The organism is Cerasicoccus arenae, assembly GCF_014651635.1.
In the GTDB taxonomy this organism is placed as follows: Bacteria; Verrucomicrobiota; Verrucomicrobiia; order Opitutales; family Cerasicoccaceae; genus Cerasicoccus; species Cerasicoccus arenae.
The window spans coordinates 141,063-152,399 of sequence record NZ_BMXG01000009.1; the positions used below are offsets into that span (position 1 = coordinate 141,063).

The following is an 11,337-nucleotide window of genomic DNA, read 5'->3' on the forward strand; positions in this document are numbered from 1 at the left end:
CCATGCCGTGTTGACTTGCCCACCCCATAAAGCTCTTCCATCTATCGTAAATCAACCATTAATGATTTTCATTGGTTAATCCTAAATGGTTTCAGTCCGTGGTTCAGAATTTGGCAGCGACGAATCGCTTCTTGCGAGCCAGCCAAGTGGCTTCCGAATTCCAACCGATAGTTGAACTCGTGGAAACCGCCGAGGTTTGCTTCAAAATTGGTTTCCCAGTAGTTGTTCATGAGCCATGCGTATGGCCGTACATTTTCAATGCGCAGGTTCGGATGGCCCATGAGTAGGCGCTTGCCAAAGTCAAGTGGCCCAAGTTGAAGGAGAGGGGAGTCTGGCATTGTGACCACTAGACCGTACCCTGAGCCGCAAATAGCATAGCCGTTTTGCAAACAAAACCAATCGGTGAGAGTATCGGGTAATTGATCCTGCCAGGGACGAATCGGGCCTCCGGGCTTGTCGAGGTAGAACTGGCCTCCGGGAGTTGAAAAGGGAAGAGCGAGAAAAAGACTTTCCGGCTCCCAAATGCATTTTTTCTGCATGTGAACGGTCACATCGATCCGAGGTGCGTTACGCCAAATTTTCAAAAAGAGCTTCAACCATTCCACGCCTTCGAGCGCATATGTGATTTCGACTAGAATGTGAATGTGTGTTGCTTTCGGGAAACAGACGTCCGAAATAACTCCGGCAGTTCGGCGGACGCTTTTTCCTTTTCGATTACGCCCAAATGAACGCCTAACGTCACACATACGCTCGCCGTCGTTCTCGCCGACGGGGGTGACTTCGTAAACAGGTGTAAACGGGGCATGATGACGATTCGCGTTGAGCAACTCCAATCCGTTGGACTTGTCTAGCAGGGAAGTAATTTCGCCGTTCTCGGCAAAATCTAGCCGAAGAAGTGGAGTCTCAATTCCTGAGTGGTCAACTCGACACTTGGAAGTGCTGGCTTCCCTTCCTTCCACATCGTAGTCTGCTCCTACTTCCGAAAAATTGCGCTGCAATGAGCGAATCGAGCCAGTGCCGGCATGTAGCTCGAATTCAGCCTCCTCATTCGCGGCCAGCTTAACATGGATATCAAATGTATAACCACGAGGTGCCTTACACTTGGAAGACCCCATGACTGATCCAGAATCCCGCTCGCAGATTTCTGGATCGGTGGACAGCTCGCCGAAGTCCCTATATTCAAGGTAGAGGGAGGCAACGTCGTCAACTGGTTCCGAGAATGGGTTGATGACTTTATAAACTAGCTTTTCGGTGGAACTAGGGCTGGTGTTTACTTTTTCACCGAGGATCTCTAGTATGTAATCTTGTAGATCCATTGCTGCTTCGTAGGCACCTGCAGCGGTTGCGTTTTTGCATCCACTTATTCCTTTTGAAATCAGGCCCCAGGGTGCCGACATCGAATCAGAGTGATTGAATGTATGCTCTGAAAAAAGCAGTAGGTTTTGTTCCAATCTATCTGATTTGGAAACGGATAATGTGATACCTTTCCTCTCCGCTAATTTTTTAGACCAGTGGCCGATACGCATAGCCTCCCTCGCTAGACGAACTTCGTTTGGATTGGCGGCGAGTCCGTCTGACCACCAGTCCGGCCAGTCTCCACTTAGGCGCGGAATCTCCTTCACTTGCTCTCGTACATGGCGGCAAAATTCGGATGGCGTCGCCATTGTTACCTGAATCCAATCGTCATTTCGTAGATTCCAATAGTTGACGAAACGGGCTATTTCAGCAGATGGTGGGGCGTTATCAGATATCGCGCCTGTGGCTTGCAGGAGCACAAAATCATGAGGATAACCATCGCGCTCCAATTGACGCAGATAGCGTGGCAATCTCACTGCAGCAATATCATAACAATCCATCTTACGTGTGGCTGGGCGTAACTCGTCGGTGAAACCATAGGTAATAACCGCGCCCGGCGCGAGGCCCAGTGCGTTACCCAGTTGATAGTGCTCCCCATTCCAGACGAGAAGTTCTTGACCTGAAGGAGTTTCCCAGAGAAACGGGAACTGACGTTTTCCAAGTGGAGCCAGTCCGTGATGCGAGTGGATGCTGGTAATAAAATTCGTGACGCCCGCGTCCGCTAGCGCCTGTGCATAACCCCAACTGAAGCCGTTGATGTCCGCCGAAAGCGCAGTGTCGAGTGGTAGCTCGTGAATGCGCGCAAATGCTGCAGATCGTTCAATCGAGGCACGCATCAGGTCATCATCAATTAATTCATTGAAATGCAAATAGGTTGCCGAAAGACCGATTGTGCCTTGCTGAATACAGTCAACAAGCTTACTCATTCGACTGGAGTCGTTCTGCTTCAACCACTGCTCGATCGACCAAAAGCACTCGTTAGTCCATTTGAAACCAGACAAAGATTCATCATTGCTAAGTTGGCTCGAAATATCGATTGCCTGATCCAAAAAAGAAACATGATGCCTAGCTATTCGGTTCTGCAACTGCGTATAGCCAATATCGGTGTGACTGTGATGAACGAGAAAGACTTTCCATTTTCGCTCTGGGGTGCAATCAAGCTTTTGTGGCATAGGACGTGGTCAATCTTTGGGTGTTTACTGACAACGATTTTTCGAAATCAATTCAATCCTCTGGCGAACGGCTTCCGCTGATCGACTACTGTCAGGTGGAGTGTTAAATGCGTAATCGAGCAATCGATCTACTGTGGTTGTTGCAACATGCATACGAGTATCGGACGAAGCGTAATAGATCAGGACGGAACCGTCCTCACGCTTCACCCAGCCGTTGCTGAATAATACGTTTGAGACATCGCCAACGCGTTCCTCACCCTCTGGAGCAAGGAAGTAGCCACCAGGTGCGGCAATGATTTGTCTCGGGTCGTCAAGATCAGTAACAAACAGGTAGAGGACATAACGCAGGCCAGCGGCGCAATTTCGGACGCCGTGCGCCAAGTGCAGCCAGCCTTTTTCAGTTTTTATCGGTGAAGGCCCCTGCCCATTTTTACTTTCCTTAATGGTATGATAGACTCGCGGCTCAATGACGGTTTCCTTTTCGACGCATGCACCATCCATGGTGGGAGTTAAGCCCCAGCCCAATCCCCCGCCAGAGCCGGCATCGATGAAGCTATCCTGAGGACGAGTATATAGCGCGTACTGGCCTTTAAGAAACTCTGGGTGTAAGACGACGTTGCGCTGCTGTGCGGAAGGTGTCACAAGGTCTGGAAGTCGTTCCCAATTGCAGAGATCTTTTGTGCGCACTATACCGCATTGGGCAACCGCAGATGAAGTGTCTCCAGAGGGTGCTTTTGGATCCTTACGCTCTGTGCAAAATAGGCCGTAGACGCATCCGTCCTCGTGCCGAGTCAGGCGCATGTCATAGATGTTGGTATCTGGGATTTCCGTTTCCGGAATAACGCACGGCTCCTCAATGAATTCGAAGTTTTCGATGCCGTTAGGACTCATGGCAACGCCAAAGAAAGACTTGCGGTCGACGCCCTCGATGCGACAGACAAGCGCGATTTTTCCCTCCCATTCGATCGCGCCGGAATTACACACTGCATTCACGCCAAGTCGCTCCTGCAGAAATGGATTACGCTCGGGCGATAGGTCATACCTCCATTCTAAAGGGACGTGAGCCGCAGTGATGATAGGGCTAGCGTAACGGGTAATTATTCCGTTATAAAATTCGCTGTCTTCGACATTCGGCGTTGAAAGCAGCATATCATGCTGATCGCGCAGTAGTTTAAGTTGAGACTCAAAAGTATTATGCATGGTTGGCATGGATGTTTTGGCGGATTTTTTGTGTCGATTCTTAGACGATAGTGCGCTTCGGATGCTCGGAAGGCTAAGGGGTTGTCTAATTGCTTTAATGTATTATAAGAATACAATTACATCAATCCAATCTACTAGGTCGATATAATTATTTGCTGTGGTAGAGGGAAATCAGGTCGCTGATTGAAACAATCGTATCCTCAATTGAGTTATTGTTAATCAGAAATGTGTGCAGATGAACTCCCAAGGACTCTTGAAAGGCTGGCCATGATTTATTGCGTGGCCGAGTGTAGGCTTTTTGAAGTGTGGGATAGGTTTGGCTGAAGAATCCACCGGCATGCATGTCGGCTTCTTTGTCTTCCCACGCTGTTCGGCTAGCAGGTTGACCACCTGAAACCGTGTAGTTGCTTTTCTGGTATGCCTGACCTGCCACATGACATGCATATGCAGCAGCTTCGCGAGGGAACTTGCACTGTGATGAGATGGCGATTCCGGCACCACCTAGCAACGCGTTGTCCTGCCCTGGAATGCCATGAAATTGGAGTTGTTTTGGTCGGTAGCCAATCCGGGAGTAGTTTGAATAACCAAAAGCTAATGGACAATAGGCAATATCTTCGCCGCGGCTCATGGCTTCGAGGAGTTGGATGGGGTTCCACTCTGTGCTTTGAGGATGTCCGTGATCTCGCAGCATTTGCAGTGCGCCCAAGGCAGCAATCAAAACCTCGCTCTGCTTTTCATTGGGTCGATTAGCGAGACTGCTATATCCGTTCTGCGCACATAGTGTGAGAAAGCAGCACATGGCGTCAGTTGGGCACAGGGGAGTGCAAAGATAAAGGCCTCTGGCTTTCAGGTTCGACGCAAACCTCGCTAGGTTGGGCCACGAAGTCGGAAGCTCATATTCATCGACGAGGTCGGGGCGGAATACTGCGACTTGGCACGCTGCATCGATCGGTATTGCCCATTGTTTGCTCAGGTATTGATAGCTGGCGTAGGACGGACCAGAGGAATCAGCGGCAAATTTAGATAATTCATCGGCACCGAGCAGTTGGTCAAATGGGCGTAGTGCATTAGAGTCTGCGGCTACACCGATGTGCGGGTGATCGATGATCAGTAAATCGTAGTCGTTGGATAGGTGGCGGAGATCGGCGTCGCCGAAATCCTTTAGTGTGCGCCTCACCCACTCTATCCGGATATTTTGAACAGTTTCGTATTCTTCGACAGATGCTTCGAGTGGGGCATAGCCGCGAGGATGGTCCCAAGTGATACCGCGTAAATGAATCATGGTTCTTAGAAATTTATTGACCGTATAAGTTGTTACGTTCGTTCCTCTTGTGGCTGCTCAGCGACTCAATTCAGAGTTGGTGTTGCTACATATCTATGATCCTCGTTGTGTGCTGCTTTAAATTACCACCTTTTTAGAAAAGAGTTGCAAATGTATCTAAAAGTTACAATATCGTTTTTGTTTTCCTAAACTTCAAACATTTATTGAGACCTCAATATGAATAAGATTATTAAACTTTCGTTGATGGCAGCCCTGATATTGCCCGTTTTCGCCCAAGCTCAGGCTTACCAAAAAGCAGAGGCTGAGAGTGCCTACAAAGGGGATGGCGGTTCCGCTAAGCAAGACGGACAGCTTGAGGTTAAGTCCGTCGGAGATGCCACCGTTGCGCGAGTCAAGGACTCCATGGCCCAGTGGGGTTATGTAACCTACTGGATGGGGCTGCCGACGCCAGCTGGCGAGTCGAAGATCCGTTTTCGTGTCCTCAAGACAGAGGAGCCAACCGCGCGTTATATCATTTACGTCAAGAGCGCCGAAGGTCAGCAAATGCTTGGCGATTTGGTAGTACCTGCCGATGCGGCAAATGATAGCTTCGTGGATGTAGATATGCCGGTAAACTTTTCATCCGAATGGAGTGGTATTATCGTAAAGAAGGCGTCTGGTGACAACTTACCGAGTCCATGGATCGATTCCGTAAGCGTGCTGCTCCAGTGATGCGCGTGCTTGGCTATAATATATATGATCATAGAAAAAGCCGCATCAGCCGATGCGGTTTTTTCTGTGGTGCGCAATTAGGCTACGGCCCCTTTTTATTAGTGAGAGAGTCTTTCTTATGACTGAATCAGAAATGCGATTAGTAGGAGTTGCCCTATATGGCGATGTCGGACATCAGCTTCACCACGAAATGCTTCAAGGCAAATATCCAGGAGCTAAACTCTTGGCGGTGGCTAGATTTCAGGCGAAGGCGGCGCAGCTCCTTGCGGATGCTGGAATTCCAGTTTACTCAAGCTTGGAGGAGTTGCTCGACGACCCAACAGTAGATTTGATAGTGTTCTGCTCACCGCGGAAAGATGAGCAGGGGGAGCAGATTATTCGTGCGCTGAATGCGGGGAAACATGCATATGCAGAGAAACCATGCTGTCTTACCGAATCAGCATTGGATCGGATCATCGAAGCCTCGCTGCGTACAGGAAAGCGTTTCCATGAAATGAATAATAGCTCGCTGGCGCAGCCCTATTTGGCGATGCGCGAAATAGTGACCTCTGGAGTCCTTGGAGAAATCATTCAGGTATTTAGCCAAAAATCGTACCCATGGATGGACTGGCGACCTAAAGATGAGCGAATCGATGGAGGCCTTGCCAGACAGGTAGGTATTTATAATCTGCGTTTCGCCGAACAGGTGGCTGGGATGAAGATCACCTCATTGAAAATGGAGGAGACGCCCCTCGGCATCCCACACACAGACAGTGATTGCAAACGTGCTATATCAATGCAAATGCGCTTCGAAAGCGGAGCGATCGGCAGCGCCATTGCCAACTATTGTTGCCCGCCTCCAAATGACTGGGGACAGTGGGGTTATGAAACGTTGCGAATATTTGGCGAACGGGGATTTGTTGAGTCTATTGACAATGGTCGGATTGGCATTTTGGCACTGAATGGGCAGAGCCCGAGTGTGCTGGATGTTACTGCACCCAGCGTGGATTTCTTTGAGCTATTCTTGGAAGAGATCGTAACCGAGGTGAATCTGTCGCCATTTACACTGGAAGAAGAGTTGCGTCCTGTTCGCTGGTTGTTGCGCATAAAATCCTGATCCCAACTAGTAAAAAACAAAAAACCCGAACCTTATCGGTTCGGGTTTTGAATGAAACTAGAAACTGTGTTTCCGCTTTTCTTGAAAACTTACACTTACGCTTTGCGTGACCGCCTACGCATTACCACGAGCACTCCAGCAATGCCAGCAACCGCCAGAACCGTGGTGGTTGGTTCAGGAATTGTTGCATAGATTGCAAACGCTGAGTCTGTCCCGGCGTTGCCGCCATCGATGTAGCCTTCATTGTAAAATAAGGCTCCACCAACATAAGCACTACTTGCATCCAGACCATCAATAGCGGTAGTGTATCCGATCGACGCATTGTTGGTTCGGTTGTTGAATTTTAGGCTAATGACATAGGAGGTGTTTGCCGACAGTGTGATTTCATCGCTGTCCGTTAGATCAAAACTGAGTATGCTGCCGTTTGAGATGCCTGCCACCGTTGTGTCGAAAGAGTAGCTATTTGCGGAGAGCAGGTTGTTGATGCGGTTATCAACGAAGCCAGGCTGGGTTGGGTCTTCAGATCCACCCATCTCCCAAATGTACAATGACAAGTCTGCAGTCATCTTTGGCGCACCGTATGAGAACTCGATCTTGTCTAGAGTTATTGCTGAGGAGCCTATGGTGATTGTTTGCTCCAGTTCATTGCCGCCTATGCTTACAAATCCGTCCGTATTGGCATTGGCGGTCCCGAGGGTAGGTACTGAACTCCAAGTCGTAGTTGGCGTATCTCCCAATGAGACGAGAACGTCGCCCTGCGCGACCGAGGTAATGGAGGCCAAGAGACCACCGAGTAGTGAGAACTTAATAAGTAATGGGGTTGTATTTACGTTCATAGATACGCATTAAGATTGATAATTATCGAGATGTCAAGCATTACGCATCAAATATTCTCTAATTTATGTTTGCAAGTTATCGGAAACTAGCGAAAATTGCCAAAATGAGCAAAAATAGTGTCGGCCTACAAGATATCGCCTCGCGGCTTAATTTATCCGTATCTACCGTATCCCGCGGGCTGCGGGATGCTTCTGGGATTCATCCGGAAACGCGCTCCCGAATTATTCAAGAGGCAGAGGCTATCGGCTATGTCGGCCAACAGCCCCGCGCTGGGTTAGAGAAGATTGAAGAGCAGCGAAAGCGCAATGTCCTCATATTGACGGGTGGTAGCACCACTCCTGGCGGTTATCTTGAGGGGTTGAGTCAGGCGGCTTCCCGATATGGCGTGTCATTGCATATCCACCATTGTCCTCAGGAAAGTTGCTCTGAGTTGTTCCTCGGCGAGAAGGGGCCTGTTTCGCTACTGGATGGCACATGTGATGGCGTTATTTTGGTGTATCGCTGGCCTTCTGAGATTGTGGAGACACTTGTACGACGAATACCAGTGGTTTCAATTATGCATGATTATCCAGGGCTTTCAATTGACTTAGTCGGGCTGGATACGGCTGGTGGGGTGAATGCACTTGTTCGCCATTTGCGAGATTGGGGACACAAGCGCATGGGATTTTTCGGTTTGATGCCGGAGGTGTCATGGTCCCGCGCGCGTTTTGGAGCATTTGCAGAATCGGTGACATATTACGACATTCCCTTAGAGATGGAGCATATCGTACGCTTCAATAAAGAGGTACTCAGCCATGGTGAATCTTACCGCGATACTAAGGCAATTGATCAGGTGGTTGCAGGAATTAAAAGCGGCGTTAAGGCATGGTTGGCCGCAGACGATTTTTCTGGATATTGCCTGAGTGAGGAACTGATGCGGCGTGGAATGAGAATTCCTGAGGACGTTTCAATTACCGGTTTTCATTTTCACGATTTTATGCGTAGCTCTCATGCGCCCGCTTTGACCAGCACTTTAGTTGATAACATCGAGATTGGTCGGTTGGCGCTGAAGCTAATGCTTCAACGCATTGATCGAGGCGGGAAAACGGTCCAAATGCTTGTGCCTGCGGAGCTCAAATCTGGACAATCCACCAGCAAATGAAATCGCTACCTCACGTATGTGTCGCTGGCATCGGCGGCTTTGCTCGCGTTCATCATAATGCCTTGTGGCAACTTGAGCGGGATGGGCTACTTTCTGTCCATGCGGCCTGTGACCCTGCTCTAAGTCATCTCCAAGATACCATCAATGAATTCGAACTAGGCTCTCGAGGAGTCGCGGTCTACTCTGATTTTGACGCGATGATAGGCTCGTTATCCGATCTAGAGACGAAGCAAAATTGGGCTTCGATTGCCGCGCCAATTCCCTTTCACGCAGTCATGCATCGCAAGTGCGTAGAAGCGGGCATTGCCTGCTACTTGGAAAAGCCACCTACGTTGGATCCGTTTGAGTTGGAACGAATGATCGCATGTGACCGTCACGCGGGGCTTCCAACGCAAGTTGGGTTCAATCACATTGGACAAAAGTCGCGCCTTGATCTTAAACGAAGAATTTTGGCGGGAGAATTCGGGCAGCTTCGCGAGGTGCGCTTTCTCGGTGCATGGAAAAGAACAGTCGGATATTTTGCACGAAGTCCATGGGCTGGAAGATTGGCGCGGGACGGACAGTTGTTGCTGGATTCTTGTTTGGGAAACGGCATGGCGCACCATATACATAACCTGTTATTCTTCTGTGGGCGTGAGGATCTATTTTCATGGGCGTCGTGTGCAATTGTCGAGGCCGAGTTTTATCGTGTTAATGATATACAGGGGCCAGACACCTTGTTTCTGCGTGGTGAAATTGACGGAGGGGTGCGCTTCCGACTTGGCTTGACCAATTCGTGTGACGACGATGATCTTTCGGTTGAAGAATTGGAGTTCGATGACGCATCTGTGATCATCCACCCCAATACAGAAATTATTATTCGTCATCGCTCAGGCGTGGTTGAATCCCTACCGCTGCCAAAGGATTTTCCGCTTGTCTCTAACATGCGTCGTTACCTGGCTTATTTCAATGGAGACATCGATCGGCCAACCACCCTACTTCAAGACTGTAGGCCGGTGGTTGGCTTGAATGCCTTGGCGTTTCAGGCATGTAATAGGATCCATCACCTGTCAGACGATTTCGTTAATCAATTACCGGGGGCGACTTCGATGGATTATGTTAATTATATTCCTGGGATTGTTGAGATGCTTCGTGATTTCGTCGATTGCGGGTTGTTCCCATCTGAAACGGATTGTCCCTGGGGACAGCCTGGCGGGCGCGCAACATCCGGTGATTGCGCCGAACTGCCGGAGAGAATTAAGCTGTTACTTTCGGAGACTGATCCAGAATGTGCAGATTTGATTTCTGTTTAACCATTTATTTAGACATATGAGTATTGATTTAAGTGCATTGCTAAATAGCCCGTTGCTACAGCCTTGGAAGGATCCGCAGAGTGGTGTCGTCAGCTATCTGCTGGCCAACAACGCGGCACCGTTGCAGCAATCGTTTTATTATGTAAACCCCAGCTTCTCGCGTGATGGGCGATATCTCTGGATTTACTGCGCATTCCCTCCTGGTGGATTAGCGAATTCGGGACGCACGTTGGCAGTTGCTGATTTTGCCGATGGAGAGATTCGGCATTTCCCAGAAACTGATTTTCTCGACGCATCTCCTATGGTCGATTTTGACACGGGTGAAGCTTATTGGTGCACCGGGCCAGAAATCTGGAAGCGCGGACCGGGTAGAAATGACCCCTGCCATTTTGTCAACGCCTTGCCCAATGATCTCGTTAAAAACCGTAGGCCGTGGCGCATTGCCACGCATTTGACCATTTCCGCTGACCGACGTTGTCTTAATCTCGACTCGACCCTTGGGCGTGAGACGCACATTGGCGCTGCTCCACTCAACGGTGATCCAGTCGAGATATGGGAGACGATGCATGCGGGATTCAATCATGGACAATTCAGTCCGGTGGATTCAGATCTTCAATTGATCGCACAGGATTCCTATGTTGACCCAGTTACGGGGGAGATACCTCCGGTTAACAACCGAATGTGGCTAATTCGCCGTGGTGAGAAAGCCCGTCCGATTTATGCGAATACTGCGGGAGGAGAAAAAGTCGTGGCGCTTGATGTCCATCGTGGTCTTCCGTCTCGGGAGGTAGATGATGGGCCTGGCATGCACGGCCATGAATGGTGGGGAGGCGATGGGAGCAAAGTTTGGTTTATTCACTATGGGCACGGGGTGAAATTCGTAGAGTGGCAAACGGGCCATGAGGAGTTGGTCTGGAGCTTTGATGGCGTTTCGCATGCTCATTCGAATACTGCAGGGTCACTCATCGTGGCGGACGCGTTGCCACCTGATCGCCCGGACTATAGTAAGGTTGCCTTCCTAAATCGAGCTACGGGACGTACGGTAGAAATCCTCTCGTATGTGCCACGGCTCGCTGCACGCATAAATCGGTATCACATTCATCCTCATCCACAGTTTTGTTTAGATGACCAGATGATTTGTTATACCACCACCGTAAATGGGCGGGTAAGCGTGGCCCTGACTCCAGTAGAAACGCTTATCGAAGCGACTGCTTAGACTATTTTTTAAAGAGAAAAGGCCGCCGAAATGT

The 11,337-nt window shown here is 49.5% G+C and carries 9 protein-coding genes; 5 read left to right on the forward strand and 4 right to left on the reverse strand.

Features of this window, described 5'->3' with window-relative positions; genetic code table 11:
* Nucleotides 1–68 precede the first annotated feature (68 nt).
* The 3 genes from IE065_RS09050 to IE065_RS09060 form a co-directional block, all read right to left on the reverse strand.
* Entirely contained in the window at nt 69–2,528 is a 2,460-nt protein-coding gene (locus IE065_RS09050; RefSeq protein ID WP_189514200.1) for a glycoside hydrolase family 38 N-terminal domain-containing protein, read from the reverse strand.
* A 24-nt stretch (nt 2,529–2,552) separates the two neighbouring features.
* A complete protein-coding gene (locus IE065_RS09055; protein WP_229792081.1) occupies nt 2,553–3,677 on the reverse strand; it encodes a glycoside hydrolase family 130 protein in 1,125 nt (374 codons plus the stop codon).
* A gap of 199 nt (nt 3,678–3,876) precedes the next feature.
* Nucleotides 3,877–5,010, reverse strand: a complete 1,134-nt coding sequence (locus tag IE065_RS09060) for an extracellular solute-binding protein (protein WP_189514202.1) — start codon at nt 5,008–5,010, stop codon at nt 3,877–3,879.
* A gap of 243 nt (nt 5,011–5,253) precedes the next feature.
* Here IE065_RS09060 and IE065_RS09065 point away from each other — a divergent pair, with 243 nt between their 5' ends.
* Both IE065_RS09065 and IE065_RS09070 read left to right on the forward strand, forming a co-directional pair.
* The gene (locus IE065_RS09065; RefSeq protein ID WP_194500020.1) at nt 5,254–5,721 is read left to right on the forward strand and encodes a hypothetical protein; all 468 of its coding nucleotides are present in this window, start codon (nt 5,254–5,256) and stop codon (nt 5,719–5,721) included.
* A gap of 118 nt (nt 5,722–5,839) precedes the next feature.
* Entirely contained in the window at nt 5,840–6,817 is a 978-nt protein-coding gene (locus tag IE065_RS09070) for a Gfo/Idh/MocA family protein (RefSeq protein WP_189514204.1), read from the forward strand.
* 95 nt (nt 6,818–6,912) lie between these two features.
* Here IE065_RS09070 and IE065_RS09075 read toward each other — a convergent pair whose 3' ends face one another.
* Nucleotides 6,913–7,653 carry a hypothetical protein gene (locus IE065_RS09075; RefSeq protein ID WP_189514205.1) on the reverse strand — a complete coding sequence of 247 codons (741 nt, stop codon included), beginning with the start codon at nt 7,651–7,653 and terminating at the stop codon, nt 6,913–6,915.
* Between the two features lie 104 nt (nt 7,654–7,757).
* Here IE065_RS09075 and IE065_RS09080 point away from each other — a divergent pair, with 104 nt between their 5' ends.
* The 3 genes from IE065_RS09080 to IE065_RS09090 are packed head-to-tail and all read left to right on the forward strand — an operon-like array spanning nt 7,758 to nt 11,303.
* Nucleotides 7,758–8,795 (forward strand): LacI family DNA-binding transcriptional regulator, encoded by a 1,038-nt coding sequence (locus tag IE065_RS09080; RefSeq protein WP_189514207.1) that lies wholly within the window; start codon nt 7,758–7,760, stop codon nt 8,793–8,795.
* Nucleotides 8,792–10,087, forward strand: coding sequence for a Gfo/Idh/MocA family protein (locus IE065_RS09085; RefSeq protein ID WP_189514209.1), 1,296 nt, complete (start codon nt 8,792–8,794; stop codon nt 10,085–10,087). The genes IE065_RS09080 and IE065_RS09085 overlap by 4 nt, the downstream gene beginning before the upstream one ends.
* 16 nt (nt 10,088–10,103) lie before the next feature.
* Nucleotides 10,104–11,303 carry a hypothetical protein gene (locus IE065_RS09090; RefSeq protein WP_189514211.1) on the forward strand — a complete coding sequence of 400 codons (1,200 nt, stop codon included), beginning with the start codon at nt 10,104–10,106 and terminating at the stop codon, nt 11,301–11,303.
* Nucleotides 11,304–11,337: the final 34 nt, after the last annotated feature.

Coding starts and splice junctions, on each gene's coding strand:
- IE065_RS09075 (WP_189514205.1), bottom strand. CDS start 7,653: ATGAACGTAAATACAACCCCATTACTTATTAAGTTCTCACTACTCGGT.
- IE065_RS09055 (WP_229792081.1), bottom strand. CDS start 3,677: ATGCTGCTTTCAACGCCGAATGTCGAAGACAGCGAATTTTATAACGGA.
- IE065_RS09080 (WP_189514207.1), top strand. CDS start 7,758: ATGAGCAAAAATAGTGTCGGCCTACAAGATATCGCCTCGCGGCTTAAT.
- IE065_RS09070 (WP_189514204.1), top strand. CDS start 5,840: ATGACTGAATCAGAAATGCGATTAGTAGGAGTTGCCCTATATGGCGAT.
- IE065_RS09090 (WP_189514211.1), top strand. CDS start 10,104: ATGAGTATTGATTTAAGTGCATTGCTAAATAGCCCGTTGCTACAGCCT.
- IE065_RS09050 (WP_189514200.1), bottom strand. CDS start 2,528: ATGCCACAAAAGCTTGATTGCACCCCAGAGCGAAAATGGAAAGTCTTT.
- IE065_RS09085 (WP_189514209.1), top strand. CDS start 8,792: ATGAAATCGCTACCTCACGTATGTGTCGCTGGCATCGGCGGCTTTGCT.
- IE065_RS09060 (WP_189514202.1), bottom strand. CDS start 5,010: ATGATTCATTTACGCGGTATCACTTGGGACCATCCTCGCGGCTATGCC.
- IE065_RS09065 (WP_194500020.1), top strand. CDS start 5,254: ATGGCAGCCCTGATATTGCCCGTTTTCGCCCAAGCTCAGGCTTACCAA.